This is a genomic window from [Clostridium] polysaccharolyticum (assembly GCF_900111595.1).
Taxonomy (GTDB): Bacteria; Bacillota; Clostridia; order Lachnospirales; family Lachnospiraceae; genus Clostridium_AI; species Clostridium_AI polysaccharolyticum.
In genome coordinates, this window is the sequence record NZ_FOHN01000030.1 from 1 (window position 1) to 18,466 (window position 18,466).

The following is an 18,466-nucleotide window of genomic DNA, read 5'->3' on the forward strand; positions in this document are numbered from 1 at the left end:
TTCCTCCCGGAGGAATCCATTCAGGTGCTTCGTTCGACTTGCATGTGTTAGGCACGCCGCCAGCGTTCATCCTGAGCCAGGATCAAACTCTCAATAAAAGTCTGTATCCTTCCAGAACGAAAAGCTTGGCTTTTTGTTTCCAGAATTCATTTACTATACAGGTGCATCTTCTCAGATGCTGTTCGCATTCCAAAACCAGAGTCTTGGAACAGATTTATTCTCTGAATTTTCAAGGTTGTTTCACTGTTCAGTTATCAATGTTCTTCGCTTACAAATTAGCTTCGTCATTTTATCATATCATTTACACGTTGTCAACAGCTTTTTTAATTTGTTTCCAACGAACGGAGAAGGAGGGATTTGAACCCTCGCGCCGCTATTAACGACCTACTCCCTTTCCAGGGGAGCCCCTTCAGCCACTTGGGTACTTCTCCAATGCTTTCGCATTAAGTCAGCTGACATTAATACAATATTAAACGGAGAAGGTGGGATTCGAACCCACGGCCCCTTTCGGAGTCACCGGTTTTCAAGACCGGCTCCTTAAACCACTCGGACACCTCTCCACAAATGCTCAACTATTATAACATAATTTCATTTGTTTTGTCAAGAAGTTTTTTAATTTTATTTTCCAACCTCTTGTTCGATATATTCTGATGCATATCGCTAAATCATTACAGCGACAGAACATATTTTAACACCATCTTTTTATATTGTCAACGCTTTTTTCAGAAATATTTATCTTTTCTTTAAACGGCAAAATGCCACCTTGATTACAGCATTTTCAACATATAGAATTCACCTGTCTCTAAATCTTCAGGCGTAGTAATTTTTATATTTTTATAATCCCCCAGTACAAGTTTAACCTTTCTATCAAGCATTCTTTCTACAACCATTGCGTCGTCTGTAATATCGCTTTGATTTGATAGCATGAGTTTCTCATATGCTTCTGCTAAAATATCTGCCCGAAATACTTGCGGAGTTTGAATAGCCCAAACAAAATTTCGATTAGGAGTATGCGTTACAAACCCTTTCTCATCACAAAGTTTAATAGTGTCTTTTACTGGAACTCCTGCTATACCTGTCCCAAAACAGATTGCCGATTCAAGTGTACGTTCTACGATCTCTTGTGTTACAAACGGCCTTGCGCCATCATGTACAAGGATATAATCTGCATTTTCTGCTTCTTTTATACCACATAAAACAGATAAATATCTCTCCTTTCCACCCTCTATAATTTTAGATACCTTAGAGAAGCCATACTTATCTACCAGTTCTCTTTTACAATAATCAATTTGTTCTTGCCCAACAACAAGAATAATATCATCAATCTGCTGGTTTCTTTGAAATATATCAAGACTATAAAAAAGAACAGGCTTCTCTTTTAATAGCAAATACTGTTTAGGCACTGTACTATTCATTCGTTTTCCTTGACCAGCTGCCAGAATAATAGCTGTATTCTTAATTCTCTGCATCTTCATCGCTGTCCTATCTTTAGATTTGGGATTGCATTCAAATCAAGACCATGTCTTGTTCCATTTATAAATTCATAGTATCCGGCCGCCCCTATCATTGCAGCATTATCTGTACAGAATATAGGTGATGGATAATACAATGAGAAATTATTCTTTTGGCACACCTTATCCATTTTTGCACGCAACCCCTGATTCGAAGCTACACCGCCAGCTAATGCTATTTTGCTCACACCAAGATTTTTTGCTGCTAATACAGTTCTTTTGGCTAGAACATCTACAACAGATTCCTGGAATGATGCCGCAATATCTGCAGAGTTAATCTGTATCCCTTTCATTTTACATGAATTGATATGATTAAGAACTGCAGATTTTACACCACTAAAGCTAAAATCATATGGTGCATCTGCTATATGGCCTTGTGGAAATGTAATAGCTTTGGAATTTCCCTCTTTTGATAACTTGTCAATCTTAGGACCACCTGGATACCCTAATCCTATTGCTCGTGCTACCTTATCAAATGCTTCACCTGCCGCATCATCTCTGGTTCGGCCAATAATCTGATACTTTCCATAATCCTTTACCATAACTAAATGTGTATGGCCTCCTGACACAATTAGACAAAGAAATGGTGGCTCCAGATCTGGATGTTCAATATAATTAGCGGATACATGCCCTTCTATGTGATGAACCCCCACCAGTGGTTTATTTGTTGCATAACTAATCGCTTTTGCCTCAGCTACGCCTACTAAAAGTGCACCCACTAACCCAGGTCCATATGTTACTGCTATTGCATCTATATCATTTAATGTAACATCTGCTTCTTCCAGTGACGATTCTATTACCTGATTTACTTTTTCAATATGCTTACGGGAAGCAATTTCCGGAACAACTCCACCATACAACTTGTGAAGCTCAATTTGGGATGAAATCACATTAGATAATACAGTCCTTCCATTTTTCACAACGGCTGCTGCTGTTTCATCACAGGAGGATTCAATTCCCAATATTAAAATATCATCTTTCATTCTGATAACCTTCTATCTGTTTATGTCTATTTTTCTTTTGCCGACTTGCTTTTATCTTCTTTTTTTATCAGCTGCCAGCCAACTATTTTCCATTTTCCATCACTATCCTGACGTAATAAAAACAGTTCTTTACTTCTTGCATATTCCTTATCTTTTCTTAAAGAAAAACTCAGTTCTACTGTTGCCGATTCAATCCCGTCTACTTTACCAGTTACAAGAGAATTCTTGTTTACTTCATAATTAAAAATAACTTCCTTATTTTCATAGAAATTCTTTAAATCATAATCCAGTGCCTGAAGCTGCATTTCAAGAGGATTTTCTTCCAGCAGTTCTTCATCAAACAGGACTCTTAACTGATTTACTAATGCTTCCACCTTATCAGATGTCATATCCTTTCCATAGATACATTTTACAATCCTGCCATAAAGCTTTACTACTTCTCTAGGTGTTTCTGGATAGGAATCCTCAATGTTTTTCTCTTTTAAAATAGTAAACTCGTCGTCTTTTTTTTCATTTTTCTTTCCACCTGAGGTGCTCATATAAAAACCTAGTATTACTGCGAAAAGAAGAATAACCAAAACAATGCTCTTTCCGTTAATCCTTTGTTTATGTTTTTTTTCATCAGCCATATGGTCCACCTCCATATTTTTTATTCTTTAAACTCCAAAGTCATGCTTCGTTTGTCTTTGGTGATCACTGTATTGGCAAATATCTGTTTTACAGCGTCTAAATATTCCTCTGGGCGAACTAATGACGGACTATAATGAGTTAACCATAACTGATTTACTTGCGCTTCCTTTGCCAGACTAGCAGCTTCGTAAAAAGTCATATGCTTATACTCTTTTGCTTTATTTTCTTTTTCCTTTTCACCGTACATGCCCTCACATATAAATATATCGGCATTTTGGGCCTTTTCAATAATGACTGGAACTGGTCTTGTGTCTGTACAGTACGTAACTTTAATACCTCTTCTTGGCGGACCAAGAATCATGTCGGTAGTATAAACCTTTCCGTCCATTTCCACAGTCTCTCCTTTTTGAAGCCTGCTCCATGCTTTTTGAGGTACCCGGTTTTGCGAAGCTTTTTCTGGCATAAACTTGCCAGCTCTAGGCACATTAACTGTATAACCATAACAGGTTACATTATGATTCACACGATAGTAATCTATCAGATAACCATTTATCTCAAATGTTCCTTCCGTTTCCTGAAATTCATGGAACACTAGCGTAAATGGAAGTTCTGGTGCAATTACTCTTAATGCATTTACTACTCTTTCTAACCCTTTTGGACCATACATGTGTACAGGTTCTGTTCTGTCTGCATTTCCCATGGATAGAAGAAGTCCAGGCAGTCCGCTAATGTGATCTGCATGATAATGCGTAAAACATATTGCATCTATATCATGAAAGCTCCATCCTTTTTCTTTGATTGCGACTTGTGTACCTTCTCCACAATCTATCAGAATACTGCTGCCATTCAATCTTGCCATGAAAGCTGTCAGTCTACGTTTTGGCAAAGGCATCATACCGCCTGTTCCTAGCAAACATATATCTAGCATATTTTTTTCCTTTCTTATGTGATTCTTCCGAATACACCGAACATACTTTAACATATTACCATAGAAATAAATTTTATTCAATTCTTACCTATGTGTATGCATTTTCTCCAAATCAAAAAAAGAAGAAGCAATGCTTCCTCTTTAAAGTATTTCCGTTTTTCTTATAATTTGAACTGGAATCTTAAATGATTCAATTAACTTGTCATAACAAGCTTCACACATAGCAAACTTATGAATTTCTAAGTCCTTGTTAGAAAAAAAGCCCCATTCTTTCGTAACTTCAAAAAGATCCTTCTTTAATATTCCGTCTTTAATCTCAATTTCCTGTCCACATACATTGCAAAAGATTTTTTCAACTGCCATAGCTTATCCCTCCTACGGAACATTACGTCCTTTTTTCCTAATCCGAAAGTTTATCCTTCCAGTTCTTCCGGCTCCCTTAACCACATGATGATTCCATCTTCAACTGGCTTGTCATAGAAGTTCTTCCGAATTCCTTCCTCTTCAAATCCAAGTTTTTGATATAGCCGTATTGCCTTTTCATTACTTACTCTGACTTCCAGCGTGAACTGTGATAGTCCCTCATTCTTTCCTATTGCAAGCAATTCTTCCAGCATCCTGTATCCAATGCCTTTTCCCTGTTCAGAAGAACGAACTGCCACATTTGTAATCTGCCCCTCATCTAATACTCCCCATATGCCACAATAGCCTACAATTTCATGCTGCTCATTTTCTGCAACAACGTAAATATTGTGACGGTCTGACATGGAATTCATAAAATCCTGTTTTGTCCACGGTTTAGAGAATAATTGTTCCTCTATCTGCGAAACGCTATCTACATCCTCTTCTACCATTAAACGAATGTTCATATATCCCCACCTATTCTTTGGCCTGTTTTGATTGTTTCTCTTGAAGTTCTCTTTCAGCTTGTGACAAACGTAAGTATATCGGTTTGTGTTCTGCTGCAGATTCTGTTTTGCCTTCTTTGAAGTATTTTACGCCCAAAGCAGCAATAGCACCTGCTCGCTGTCTTGCAAAATGAGCTGGAACAAAACTGCACTTCTCCCCCAGCTTTTCTCTTAATACTTCTTCAAACACAGGTATTCCATCACCTGTAAAGACAACATTTTCGTCCAGTTTTTCTAACTGTCCTATTAGTTCATCTATAGAAATTGCACATGGTTCCATAACTGTCACCATGTCATTTTCTTCATATTTGTATACACCAGTATAAACCTGGTTTCTTCTAGCATCCATAATCGGACATATCACCCCTTTAACGCGGTAAAGGTTGAAAGCCAAACCTTCCACTGTTGAAACAGAGATGACAGGCTTTCCTAAAGCAAGCCCTAACCCTTTCGCCGTAGCACTTCCGATACGAAGTCCTGTAAAAGAACCAGGTCCAGCAGCTACTGCTATGGCATCTAGGGAATTCAAATCAAATTCTATCATTTTTACTACTTCATCTAACATGGGCAGCAATGTCTGAGAATGGGTTTTCTTATAGTTGATGGTATATTCACCTGCTAATACATCATCTCTTAAGATAGCCACCGAAGCAACTAAGCCCGAACTATCTATTGCTAATATATTCATAACGTCTTTTCCTCCAATGTGATACGCCTATAATCAAAACCTTTTTCCACCTGCTTTTGTATAGTTATTACTTTCACCTTATCTGGCAGCAATTCCGTAATCAGATTCGCCCATTCTATCAGGCATACACCTTGTCCAAAGAAATAATCTTCATAGCCTAACTCATCCATTTCTTCAATATCACCAATACGGTATACATCAAAATGATAAAAAGGAATACGACCATCTTCGTACACTTGAATAATGGTAAAGGTGGGACTATTCACAGGCTCCTCTATGCCTAATCCTTTTGCAAAGCCTTGCGTAAATACTGTTTTCCCTACCCCTAAATCTCCAAGCAGGCAATATATATCACCAGGCTTACACATCTTGCCTAGTTCTTTTCCAATAGAAAATGTTTCTTCTGCTGACAAGCTGTCATATTCTAACTTTACTTCCATTTGCATTTTTCTTCTTTCACATGCTCTTTTATAATTTGTTTTACTTCTTCAACTTGATTATCATATTGATTCTTAGGAAAAATAAATGCACTCAAAGGAGATGTATAAACAAAAATGCTTTTCCCAGATTCCTTTACCTTACTCACATCATCCCATGTTATTTGTGCTTCTTCTTCCTTCTGTTGAATTTTTATTCCCTCATCGTTCAAGGTATATAATAATGGTTCCTGAAACATTGGAACCAGCTGAACTTTCTGAACTGAGGACAGCTTCAGCTGAATTGGCTGCACGACTAGGAACAATGCACCGATTAATGCTAAAATTACATTTGAGCTTGTTGGATTAGACTGAAATGTAAAAAGCAGATAAACTGTTGCTATTGTACTGCAAAACACACCGAATAATCCAGAAAAACTCCTATAATTCTGCTGCACTAGAAAATGATGCATATCTCCAGACGTAATCTTTATGCTTAACCTTACTTCTTTCACCGAAATACCTCTTCTTTCCAATAATACAATTCTAACCCCTATTGTATTACCTATACTAAGAATTATAACAAATTCAAATAAAAAAACAAGCTGTATAATTGGATTTCACTTCAATGCAGTAACCCAATAAAGACTACTGCATCCAGAAGCAACTATATGATGCCAGCAATAATCATTTCCTGATTCATTTCCATTGCTATTCCATAAATTGTATCTACTCCATATGTTCCTAATAATTCTGGTTCTGTAGATAGCTCATTTCCATACTCATCAAAAAATTTTCTGTCAAATATGCAATAAAATCCATAATTGTCCATATGAAATATTTCGTCATAATGATCTATATTATAGAAATATCCTCTTGTCCAATATTCTTTTCCTACAATCTGGGGCGGTAATAGCAAATCCTCGTTTCTTACCCCTTTTTTGATACTTTCACGTATCTCTACATCTTTTTGAAATATCATAATAAGCAACTGTTCATCTCCATTGATGTTACTAATATGATTATTTACCACAATTCCGTAATAAAATATTTCATCCTTCGGATTGATTTTAAATATATCTCCAATCTGAGGATATGCTCGCTTTCTCTTTATTACCTTCAACTGGTAGTCTGCTATATCTGCATTATCCAGCTTATCCAGTTTTTCTTTTATTTCTTTTGGCTGCTTTTTATACCGTTCCTCCCAACGGTTCGAGATAATATTATTATTGATATCTTTTAAATCTATCATATTTTACTTCACTCCTAAATATTTTTTTGCCCATTTCATTGCATCTTTATAGTATTTGTTATTCTTTCCTATACTATTAATCTTGTTCATTTTATTTGGTCCATGCTCTATATAATATTGTTCTATTGCTCTGGCTTGATTTCGAGTTAAATTGCTATGCTGTATTCTAAGTCTAGAAAAACCTTTGCCATTTTTATTATGTTGATATAACCTCAAATCAATGGTCTGTTTTGTAATTCCCGTGTAAACAGCTTTTCCTCCTTTTATTCCAAAATACACTTTATTATTAGCAGCTCCTTTATTCAGCCAATTTTCAAAACCTGCTTTTCCACTTTCCTTTATAGAAACTCCATTGGAAATAGTTACCCTGCGTACGCTTTTATTTCTTGTTATCTTGGCAACCTTTCTTCCGCCAGACAGATCAATCCCTGTCAGCTTCTTGATCCTTGCATGACTGACTCCCATCTTGTCCATGCCCTTGGCAACGGCTTTTGCTCCAAACTTGCAGACATATCTTGCGGCAAGGTCGCTTAGGAATCCAACGGCAAAGTCTTTCAGGGCTTTTTCACAGCTGTATTTCTTTCCCTGCTTCATCCAATTGATGATGACATCCCCAAATCCTGTAATGGCGGCGGTCAGTGTCTTGCTCTTAAAATGGAACAGGCTCTCTACTCCTGATCGTGTTGCCTGCCACCAGTTTACCTTGCTGAAGGATTCCTTGAAATTTCCTGCAGTTTTGCTGTTAAAGAAATAATTTGCTACGATCTGCATTCCCATGTCAAACAGTGCGCCTGTTCCCATCTTGGCTATGGTTGCTACTGCTATATGTCCGCTTGGATCTATGTATTTGTGTGGATTGTTCTGCACATAAATGTAGGAATTCAGGCTTGCAGGATTCTGTGTATCTCCCTGATAGCAGTCCACACTTAAGAATCTTCCGTTCTCTGCATCATAGTATCTTGCCTTGGCATAGTACAGTCCTGTAGTTTCTTCGTATGCATGTCCTGTATAACCAAAAAGATTTCCAGATGTGTTTACTGCTTCTGGATATTCTGGATTGCCATACTCATCATAGGCAATTGTCGCTCCGCTCTTTCCTGTACTGGACAATATTTCTGTCACGCTGTGTTTCTCATCGGTTCTATAATAGCTTATCTTTCCACCAATTTCAACACTAACGGCTTCGTCTCTTGCAAATGTGAAAACAGAGGTTTTACCGCTTATGGTGTCTTTTGCCTGTATGATGTTGTGGCATGAAGATTCCCAGTCGACTGCATAGACTGTATTGCCAGTTGTCTTTCCGTTGGTTTCGGTCTTTGTCTGGATGCGGTTTCCTTCCCCGTCATAGGTGTACTGATCGGTTATGGTTTTGTCTTTTTGTCTGATAACTGCCTTGGACATTTTGCCTGCGAAATCAAAAGTATATGTCTTTTTTACTTCCCCGTTTTCTCTGACTTCAGTCTGATTTCCCCTGCTGTCATAGGCATAGGTGACATGGTCTGATCCCTGTCTGGTCTCTATAAGCTCATTTAAGCGGTTATAGGTATACCAGATGGTGTCTTTGCCAGTTTCCTTTTTCTGGATACGATTATGGAAGACATCAAAGACATAGGTTCTGGTTCCGTTCCTGTCAGTGGCACCTGTCAACTGGTCCAGTGCATCATAGGTGTAGTGTGCAGTTTCGGTTGTTCCTTCGGATATTCTGGTTTCCTGTATGCGGTTTCCGTTTTTGTCGTAGGCATAGTGGTATGTCTCCTGATTTCCAGTTCCCGATTCCACCCGTTTTGTTAGCTGTCCGTTTTTATCATAGGTGTAAGTGGATTTTGCCCCGTTTGGAAGTTTTTTTGTTTTCAGGTGATTTTCTGCATCGTAAGTGTAGGTAGTGATACCTTTTTGGGTATCGGCTGTTTTGGTAATGTTTCCTTTTGCATCATAGGTATATTGAACTTTTGTTTTGTCTGGATAGGTAATGGTTTTCTTCTGCCCCAGTTTTGTCCAGGTATACTGGATGGTCTGCTTTTTGGCATCAATTGCTTTTATTAGATTTCCATTTTTGTCGTATTCATAGGTGGTGGTTCCGTTCCAGTCTGTCATGGTTTTTGGCTGGTCGGTGGCGGTGTAGGTCCAGCTTACGGTTTTGCCGTCTGGATAAATGGTCTTTAACAGGTTGCCTGCCTTGTCATATTGATAGATAGTTGTTTTCTCGTCTTTTCCAGTTTCTTTTATAAGTCTGCCTTCTGCATCATAAGCATACGTAATGGTTCTGCCCTCTGCATCGGTTACTTTTGTCAGCTGTCCGTTCTTGTCGTAAGCGTAAGCTGTGATCTGGTCTTCACTGGATGAATTTCCTTTCTGCACCTGCTTTGTCAGATTTCCTTTTTTGTCATAAGTATAGGCTGTGACAGCTCCAAGTGCATCGGTTACTTTTGTCAGATTGTTTGCCTTGTTATAGGCATACTTCGTTCTGTTGCCGTTGGCATCGGTTTTCTGCCAGACATTTCCTCGTTTGTCGTAGATGTAGCTAGTCTTTCCGCCTAGAGCATCTGTTTTTGTCAGTAACTGGTCTGCCTTGTCGTAGGTGCAAGTGGTAGTTGCTCCCAGACTGTCGGTTGTGCTTGTTACATTTCCGTTTTTGTCATAGGCATAAGTGGTACTGTTGCCACTGGCATCGGTTGTGCTTATCAGGAGTCCGCTTGTATTGTACTCATTTTTTACGGTTTTCCCTAGTGCATTGGTGATGGCAGTCTGGTTGCCCATGGCATCATATTGGTAGGTGGTGCTGTTGCCACTAGCATCAGTTTCAGTCAAGACGTTGCCATTGCCGTCATAGGTATAGGTGATGGTACTGCCATTAGCGTCAGTGGCTGTCAGAATCTGATTTTCTTTGTCATAGGTATAGGCTGTAGTGTTCCCATTGGCATCGGTTACATTGGTGATATTTCCGTTTTGGTCGTACTGCCAGCGAGTGCTATTGCCTAAGGCATCTGTTTCCTTTATTTTTCTTCCTGCTTTATCATACTGGAAGGATATCTTATATCCCAATGCATCGGTTTCACTGGATTCCAGTCCTGCCTTGTTATAAGCGGTTTTCGTTACGGCTTTGTTGGCATCGATAGTTTTAATCAGTCTGCCCAGTTTGTCATAGACATACTTTGTCACGCCTCCATTTCCGTCTGTTTCCGTCAATGTTCTTCCTAAGGCATCGTAAGTATAGGTGGCAGTGCTTCCGGATGCATCGGTTTTTGTCAGAACCTGCCCCAGTTTGTCGTAGGTATACGTGGTGGCATTCCCAAGTTCATCCGTTTCTTTTAGAATGTTTCCGTTTTTATCGTATGCATAGGTTTTCTTCCCGCCGTTGGCATCGGTTTCGCTTTCCAGTCTGCCTAAGGCATCATAGGTATATCTGGTTATGCCTCCGTCTGGTGCTGTGATTCTGGTCTGGTTGCCCATTTTGTCATAAGCATAGGTTTCTTTACCTCCAGATGCACGAATCATCTGACTTTGGTATCCAGTTGTTTTGTTATAGATGTAGGCAGTCACATTTCCGTTTTTATCTGTCTCTTTGGTAACCTTGCCATCCTTGTTATAGGCTGTTTTTTCTGTAAAGCCTAAGGCATCCGTTGTCTTAGTCAGATTTCCGTTTTTGTCATAGGCATACTTGGTAGTTCCACCGTTGGCATCCGTTATAGAGGTGGTCTGGTTTAATGCATTGTACTTGTAAGTGACGGTGTTTCCGATGCCATCTGTGATGGTTTTGTTGTTTCCTCTGGCATCGTAGGTTCTGGTTTCGGTTGTACCGTCTGGCATGACGGTTTTGGTCAGCCAGCCTTTTTTGTTATAGATGTAGGTGGTGACATTGCCAAGGGCATCGGTTTCTTTGGTTTGATTTCCATTTTTGTCGTAGGTGTAGGTAGTGGTGCTGCCAAGGGCATCCGTTGTAGATGTTATCTGTCCACGTTCATTATACGTATTGACTGTGACATTTCCCAAAGCATCCGTTGTGGAAAGCAGGTTTCCATTGGCATCGTACTTGTATTCCGTTTCATTTCCTGCTTTGTCTGTGGATCTGGTATAAGATTCTCTGGACAGGGACAGATACTGAGGTTCTTCGTCTTCCTGTGGATCTGGATCAATGCTTTCTGCTAGGGATAGCGGAATCCTTCCGTACACCCAGCGGTCTTTCAGGAATACCGCTATCTGGTTCCAGTCTTCGTAGTCTATGCTGTCTGGATTCATGGAAAAATCGTTTGCCTGTACGTAGTCGGTCCAGTTTTCCCTGTGGATACGCACATGCAGTTCCAAGTATTCTCCTGGCTGTATGCTCCGATCATCTCTAGCAAATCCAATGTCTGCAATGCACTTTGTTTCCAGATTGGTTTCGTTGACTTCTGTAAACTGGCAGGTTATTTCCTTTCTGTCTATGATAGACTGGAACTCATTTCCAATTCCTGCCCAGTCTGGTTCGAAAATCTGATTTTCCGGACCATCTGCTGTATAAAAATAATTTAAGCGAAGGTCAGACAGACGAATGGGTTCTTCGCTTGTGTTGTACAGACGGAATTTTGGTGAAATTTCATTGCTCCGGTTCTTTCTACTTCGGTTATACATCTGGACACGGACTGGCGTACAGGTATCATCTGCATAGTCCATCTGTTCGGATTCTGCTTTTTCCTCTTCTTCCGGACAGTCTTCTCCCCATACTTTTACACCGTCCACATACACTTCTGCTTTTTTCCAGTCTATGTATGCATGCCCTGAGTTAGCGGAATAATCATTGGTCAGGTCGTAGCTGCTCCAGTCCTTTTTGGCTGCCCTGACATGAAGGGTTACAGCTCCTCCGATATCCAGATAACCGGCTTCTTTGGAAAATCCAATTTCCAGACAGGTATCGGCACCCTCATATGGCTTGTCCAGCTTATGGAAAGTTCCAGTTACATTCCCAGCTCCGATTTCTGACCAGTCGCACCAGAAGTTCTGTGGCTCTTCTCCGTCTGCTGTATAGTAATACCGTATGGTTACGTCTTTTAGGGCTGTCATGTTTTCACCCAGATTTACTACTTTCATCATTGGGTGGATTGTAGTTCCACAGGTGTTACCGTTTTCTGCATTATACATCTTTAGTTTCAGCCGATTGATTCCTTTTGGAACCATGTCTTCTTCATAACTTCCTGTATATACATCTGGATGGTTTTCTCTGATACTCTGATCGGCCTGCCTGTTGGATGTATTGCCTGTATGGGAAGTTTTCTGGCTTTTTATAAGGGTTCCTGTTCCGTCAATTTCTCCCTTTCCCCATACCAGATTTCCTTTGTAAAATACATCCACACCATCAAAACAGGAAAGTCTCGGTGCAAGATTCTGGGAATAATCATCCCCTGGTTTAAATATAGTCCAGTTATCTTTTCCGATTCTGGTATGAAAATCTATATATTGATTGCTTTCTAAGTTTCCTGCTTCCTTCTGGAACCCTATTTCCATGTAACAGTCTACTCCTTTTACAGGATTATCTAATTTTATAAATTTTCCTGTCAGGCTGCTGATTGAAATTTTATTGGAATCACAGACTGCCGCATGGTCACAGAAGAAGTTTAATGCTCTTTCCCCATCAATGGTAAAATAGTAGCGTAAGGTCAGATCTTCTAGTTCAATCTTCTTTTTGCTGGTATTGGTGATATGGAACTGAGGATACAGGGTATTGTTTTCCTGATCGCCAGTGCAGGTATTCCTGTTATAGGTTTTCAGTTCCAGAATACCTGGTTTTGTTTCCAGCAGTTTTACATTTTTGCCCAACCCTAAAGAAGCAGGTTTTGCCTTTGTTTTATTGCTTTTTTCATCATAGTAGTAAGTTATGGTTCCGTCTGCATATTCTTCGGATTCAATCCGGTAATCTTCTGTATAATGAAACTTCATGGTGTTGCCATTGGGTTCTGTACAGGCAATAATTCTTTTTTTGTCATCATAACGGTATGTATAGGTGCTTCCCTGTATAGTCTGGCTTGTCACCCTGTTCTGGCTGTCGTACTCGGTCTGGTACAGAACAACTTTTTCCGGACTTACTACTTTGTTTAAACGGTTTTCTGCGTCATAGGCATAGGCCGTTTTGTTCCCTTTAGCATCTGTAAAACTGGTTAAAAGCCCATTGGCATAGCTGTACTGGATTTCTCGGTTTCCGCTGTCTTTTATGGATTTTATCCTTCCATCTTTCTGATAATGGAATGTAAGAAAACCGCTGATGCTCTCCACTTTTGTCAGCAATCCATCGGTGTAACTGTATTGTATGGCATTTCCATTGAGATCCCTGATTTCTTTTAGTTTTCCATTTCCTGCAAATTCATAAATGCTAGTTCCATCCATTGTGAGGGTATAGGTTCCATCTGTATTTGCTTTCAGTTCCCTCGCTAGTCCTTCTGGCTTCTCATAGGAACCGTCACCCTTTCTAGTGTAGTATTCCATATGGCCGTCTTCCATACGGATCGTAATGGCATTTCCCATATCCTGCAGGAAAAAGGTACAGGAATCAGACCAGTTTATTCCAAATTCATGAAAGCTTGTGCTCCTAGAATTATAGGTTCTGGACAAGGTTAATGGCATGGCTCCATCCAGATGCAAATCTTCCGTTTCATATACATTGTTACCTAGTGTCAGACTTGCGGGATTCATGGATGCGATCTGCTGCAGCTGGTCAATTATGCCTAAATGCTGGCTAACTTCTGTATTGTCTGACTTTGGCTTTGGCTTGACCACAAGGGAAGGATTTATAATGAGAAGGTTTTTGCCTACCAGTTCCCCGCTATTTTTATAGGTTTCGTAGATTCCATTGTCTTTCCGGATGGCAGAATCTTTCTTATAATCTCCATAGTAGGCAGATGCAAGATATTCCAGACGGTCGGTTATACGGAATGTATGCATAGCTGCCAAAATATGGCCTGTTGCGGTTCCAGATTTCTTTTGGATCGTGGCTTTCAGGTCATAGAAACTATATGCCGACATGGTTACTTTGGCATACCAGAGATTGTCCTGAATTACAGCATTCTTGACAGTTTCCTCTGTTCCATCTTTTGTACAGGACAGCGTTACATTCTTAATGCCTTGGTTTTTGCCGCCTTTTCCGTAGACTTTATATTCATTTGACTGGATATTGGGTGCAATATAGATTTCCTGTGTATTCCCGCTGATAACGGTTACACTGGTAATAGATTTGTATTTTTTATATTTGTCAGCTGGCTCTATAATGACTTTGTATGTTCCACTGCTTACAGAATTTCCGTTCTGGTCCTTTCCGTCCCAGACAATCCTGTGGGGCACATAGCCGCCTTTGTATACTTTGTTTTCTGCAAGGGTTGCAATGACTTTTTTTCCATCTTTTATGTAAATATTCACTGGATGCCTGTTTTCCAGATTAAAGGTAATGTCCGCTTTTTCCCCTTCACTTGGAACAAATATTTGCGGTTCTGCTTTTACAAATTTGGTCTTTGTATCTGTGTCTGCTGCTTTTAAGTTTAGCGGCAAGCCTGTTACGGTAATTGCCACGCATAAAAGCAGGCACAGCATTTTTCTGGCTGTGGTTCTTTTCACATAGAATCTTTTCATTGGATTCCTCCTTTTTCTAAATTAAGTAATACTGAACCTGACTTATTGTATTTTTATTATATCGTATAATCCATAGTGATTAAACAGTTTTTTCAGAAAAATAAATGATATCTCCAAAGAAAGGATATTTGCTAGATAATTCCACTCAAAAGAATGTTTTTGGCCAATTAAAAAATGAGATGTCATGCAATATGGATTATGCTTGCATAAGCATCTCAAATTTTATAGAAATATTAGTTAATTCTGAAATGTTCTTCTTAATAACTTATAAATATAATAGCCAATAACCGAAACATATGTTCCTTTGAATAAATTAAAAGGTGAAATCCCAATTATAACAAGCTTTGCTGCATTATCAATTGCTGGAATGACTGTTTGCCCAAGTGCAACTACATTTTTCATTCCTTTCATAAAACCAGCATACAATGGAAGCAATATAAAATAATTCATTAATGCTCCTGTAATAATCATTGCAATTGTTCCTATCCCAAAGCTTAACAATGTCTTTCCTTTTGTTTTCCGGAATAATCCACATGCCGTAATCATAAATGCCGAAGATATTACAAAATTAGCAAATTCCCCTACTCCACCAGTTGTCGTATCGGTTATTACTTTCATCAGATTCTTAATCAGTTCTATCATTACTGCAGTGACTGGTCCGTATGCTAATCCTGCCACCACTGCAGGAATATCGCTAAATTCAACTTCCAAAAAATCTAAGTATTTGAATGGCAAATGCATCAGCATAAGTACGTAAGACAATGCTGAAAACATAGCAATTATAACCATCTGTCTTGTCGTAAATACTTTCGTTTCTTTTGCAGCATTAACAATCGTTACATTGTTATTGCCGCTTACATTTACTTTCGCTGAAATATTGTCTCTCATTTTAAGTACATCCTCCTTATGGAAGTTCTACACTTGTATTGATTGTTCCATATGGGAATTGAAATGGATTGAACAGCGCCAGATGGGTGTCGCTGTCTTTTAGCTGTCGCTGTCTTTTAGCGACTATCTTCCTTACCCATCTGTGCGCATCCTGTGCCCTTCTTTTTCAGGGCACTTTTTATTTGATAGGGAAGGACTCGCAGAGGACTTTCCTATCAAATAAAAAAAGAGACCTCTTCTTTCACTCTTCAAGGCCTCTTTCTTTTATCATTTTATCCATTCCATTCTTCTCACATCCAGACTTTACTGTCGGTTTTGGAATTGCACCAAATCAGCCTTTCGGCTCGCGGACTATACCGCCGGTCGGGATTTTCACCCTGCCCTGAAGAACTTCTATTTATTTTTTCTTTATTCTATGCTCTCTTTGTGCAAAAGTCAATAGTTATCTTCTATTTACAGCTTCATAGAAAGCTGTATTCTCTTTTTCTGTAAATCTACGCTTAAAACCTTTACCTCAACAATATCACCAACGCTCACTACATCTAACGGATGTTTTACAAATCTCTTGCTAGATAATTCAGAAATATGCACCAGTCCATCCTGATGTACACCGATATCCACAAATGCACCAAAGTCGATTACATTACGCACTGTTCCTTTAAGCACCATGCCCGGTTCAAGGTCTTTCATTTCAAGTACATCTGTGCGAAGAATTGGTTTTGGCATTTCATCACGAGGATCACGTCCTGGCTTTTCTAGTTCTTTAATAATATCCACTAATGTAATTTCTCCTATTTCAAGTTCATTGGCAAGTTTCTCTTTGTTCTTAACCAATAAGCTAAGGCCAGTAACTCCACCTTTCACATCGTTTAATTGATATCCAAGCTTTTCTAAAAGTGCTTTTGCAGCATCATAAGATTCTGGATGGACACTTGTTGCATCCAATGGATTTTTGCCATCTGTAATACGCATAAAACCAGCACACTGTTCAAATGCTTTTGGTCCTAGTTTTGCTACTTTCAGAAGCTGTTTACGTTCTGTAAATTTTCCGTTTTCTTCTCTGTAAGCAACTATATTCTTGGCAATTACCTTCGTAATACCTGAAATATACTCTAAAAGGGAAGCGGAAGCAGTATTTAAATCTACACCAACACGATTTACACAGCCTTCTACAACTCCAGACAGTGCTTCGCTTAATTTTTTCTGATTCATATCGTGCTGATACTGCCCTACCCCTATGGATTTCGGATCAATCTTAACAAGTTCTGCAAGAGGATCCTGAAGCCTTCTTGCAATAGATGCAGCACTTCTTTGTCCTACATCAAAATTTGGAAACTCCTCGGTTGCAAGTTTGCTTGCTGAATAGACGCTAGCTCCTGCTTCATTTACAATAATATACTGAACTGGCTTATTTATCTCTTTTAACATATCTACAATTACTCGTTCTGACTCACGAGATGCGGTTCCATTTCCAACAGATATTAAAGTAATATTATATTTATCAATTAATGCTTTTACGATCTTTTTTGTTTCTGCTATTTTATTCTGTGGTTCCGTTGGATACACTACAACTGTATCCAGTACTTTGCCTGTAGCATCTACAACTGCCAGTTTACAGCCTGTTCTAAAAGCCGGATCCCAGCCTAAAACAACTTGTCCCGTAATTGGCGGCTGCATAAGAAGCTGTTCTAGATTTTTTCCAAATATTTTAATTGCTCCGTCTTCTGCTTTTTCAGTTAAGTCATTACGAATTTCTCTTTCTATTGCAGGAGCAATTAATCTTTTATAGCTGTCCTCAATCGTATCTTTTAAAATCTGACCTGTATTTGCGTTTTCTTTTACAATTACCTTTTTCTCTAGATATAACTGGATCTTCTCTTCTGGTGCATTAATTTTTACTGTTAATATTTTTTCTTTCTCACCTCGGTTTAATGCTAGCACACGATGTCCAGCGATTTTGGAAATAGGTTCCTCGTACTCATAGTACATTTCATAAACTGTTTTTTCTTCTTTGTTTTTGGCCTCTGAAGAAATAGAACCTTCTTTTACGGTAATATTACGGATATGCATACGGTAATCTGCCTCATCCGAAATACTCTCTGCCAGAATATCCATAGCGCCTTGTATTGCTTCCTGAACGGTCTTGACCTCTTTTTCTTCTGATAAATATGCTTTTGCTTCTTCCTCTACAGTTTTACTGGTCAGCTGCATCCGAATAATGTTAGCCAGACCTTCTAAACCTTTTTCCTTAGCAATCGTTGCTCTTGTACGTCGTTTTGGCCGATATGGGCGATATAAATCTTCCACCACAACTTGTGTTTTTGCTGCTAAAATCTGTTTTTTTAATTCCTCTGTCAGTTTTCCCTGTTCTTCAATACTCGCTAAAACCTGCTGCTTTTTATCTTCTAAATTTCTAAGATACATAAGCCTTTCACTTAAATTACGTAACTGCTCGTCATTTAATGAACCGTGCTGTTCCTTACGGTATCTTGCGATAAATGGAATTGTATTACCCTCATCAATTAATTTCACTGTAGCTTCAGCTTGCCAAAGCTTTATATTCAATTCCTCACTTATCTGTTTTAAAATATCCATTTTTTCGCCTCTTTCTATTAAATTAAACTGTCTAGTTAGAACTTCTTTATTCTTTAACCATTATATCGAAGTTGCAT

Annotated in this window: 13 protein-coding genes, 2 tRNA genes, 1 rRNA gene and 1 riboswitch; all 16 genes read right to left on the reverse strand. The window is 38.9% G+C overall.

Annotated features, from left to right (window positions below; translation table 11 throughout):
* Window positions 1–98, reverse strand: a 16S ribosomal RNA gene (locus tag BMY85_RS13395); the annotation flags it as partial.
* A 244-nt stretch (window positions 99–342) separates the two neighbouring features.
* Window positions 343–431, reverse strand: a tRNA-Ser gene (locus tag BMY85_RS13400).
* 43 nt (window positions 432–474) lie between these two features.
* Window positions 475–560 (reverse strand) — tRNA-Ser (locus BMY85_RS13405).
* Between the two features lie 207 nt (window positions 561–767).
* Window positions 768–1,475 carry a 2-C-methyl-D-erythritol 4-phosphate cytidylyltransferase gene (gene ispD / locus BMY85_RS13410; protein WP_092478778.1) on the reverse strand — a complete coding sequence of 236 codons (708 nt, stop codon included), beginning with the start codon at window positions 1,473–1,475 and terminating at the stop codon, window positions 768–770.
* Window positions 1,472–2,494, reverse strand: a complete 1,023-nt coding sequence (gene tsaD, locus BMY85_RS13415) for a tRNA (adenosine(37)-N6)-threonylcarbamoyltransferase complex transferase subunit TsaD (RefSeq protein ID WP_092478779.1) — start codon at window positions 2,492–2,494, stop codon at window positions 1,472–1,474. Before tsaD ends, ispD begins: the two co-directional genes overlap by 4 nt.
* Window positions 2,495–2,520: 26 nt before the next feature.
* Window positions 2,521–3,123, reverse strand: coding sequence for a DUF6715 family protein (locus tag BMY85_RS13420; protein ID WP_092478780.1), 603 nt, complete (start codon window positions 3,121–3,123; stop codon window positions 2,521–2,523).
* A gap of 20 nt (window positions 3,124–3,143) precedes the next feature.
* Complete coding sequence (locus tag BMY85_RS13425; RefSeq protein ID WP_092478781.1) at window positions 3,144–4,052, reverse strand: ribonuclease Z; 909 nt, start codon at window positions 4,050–4,052, stop codon at window positions 3,144–3,146.
* A 141-nt stretch (window positions 4,053–4,193) separates the two neighbouring features.
* Window positions 4,194–4,415, reverse strand: a complete 222-nt coding sequence (locus BMY85_RS13430) for a hypothetical protein (protein WP_092478782.1) — start codon at window positions 4,413–4,415, stop codon at window positions 4,194–4,196.
* A 50-nt stretch (window positions 4,416–4,465) separates the two neighbouring features.
* Window positions 4,466–4,921, reverse strand: a complete 456-nt coding sequence (rimI, locus tag BMY85_RS13435; protein WP_092478783.1) for a ribosomal protein S18-alanine N-acetyltransferase — start codon at window positions 4,919–4,921, stop codon at window positions 4,466–4,468.
* 10 nt (window positions 4,922–4,931) lie between these two features.
* Window positions 4,932–5,648 carry a tRNA (adenosine(37)-N6)-threonylcarbamoyltransferase complex dimerization subunit type 1 TsaB gene (gene tsaB, locus BMY85_RS13440; RefSeq protein WP_092478784.1) on the reverse strand — a complete coding sequence of 239 codons (717 nt, stop codon included), beginning with the start codon at window positions 5,646–5,648 and terminating at the stop codon, window positions 4,932–4,934.
* Entirely contained in the window at window positions 5,645–6,088 is a 444-nt protein-coding gene (gene tsaE, locus BMY85_RS13445) for a tRNA (adenosine(37)-N6)-threonylcarbamoyltransferase complex ATPase subunit type 1 TsaE (RefSeq protein ID WP_092478785.1), read from the reverse strand. The genes tsaB and tsaE overlap by 4 nt, the downstream gene beginning before the upstream one ends.
* Complete coding sequence (locus BMY85_RS13450) at window positions 6,079–6,579, reverse strand: YcxB family protein (protein ID WP_092478786.1); 501 nt, start codon at window positions 6,577–6,579, stop codon at window positions 6,079–6,081. Before BMY85_RS13450 ends, tsaE begins: the two co-directional genes overlap by 10 nt.
* Window positions 6,580–6,731: 152 nt before the next feature.
* Window positions 6,732–7,316, reverse strand: a complete 585-nt coding sequence (locus tag BMY85_RS13455) for an Imm26 family immunity protein (protein WP_092478787.1) — start codon at window positions 7,314–7,316, stop codon at window positions 6,732–6,734.
* A gap of 3 nt (window positions 7,317–7,319) precedes the next feature.
* Window positions 7,320–14,906 (reverse strand): cellulose binding domain-containing protein, encoded by a 7,587-nt coding sequence (locus BMY85_RS16115; protein WP_092478788.1) that lies wholly within the window; start codon window positions 14,904–14,906, stop codon window positions 7,320–7,322.
* Between the two features lie 237 nt (window positions 14,907–15,143).
* Window positions 15,144–15,794, reverse strand: coding sequence for an ECF transporter S component (locus tag BMY85_RS13465; RefSeq protein ID WP_092478789.1), 651 nt, complete (start codon window positions 15,792–15,794; stop codon window positions 15,144–15,146).
* Window positions 15,795–16,074: 280 nt separating this feature from the next.
* Window positions 16,075–16,188, reverse strand: a riboswitch (FMN riboswitch).
* Between the two features lie 59 nt (window positions 16,189–16,247).
* Window positions 16,248–18,389: a Tex family protein gene (locus tag BMY85_RS13470; protein ID WP_092478790.1), complete on the reverse strand. Its 2,142-nt coding sequence runs from the start codon at window positions 18,387–18,389 to the stop codon at window positions 16,248–16,250.
* Between the last annotated feature and the right edge of the window lie 77 nt (window positions 18,390–18,466).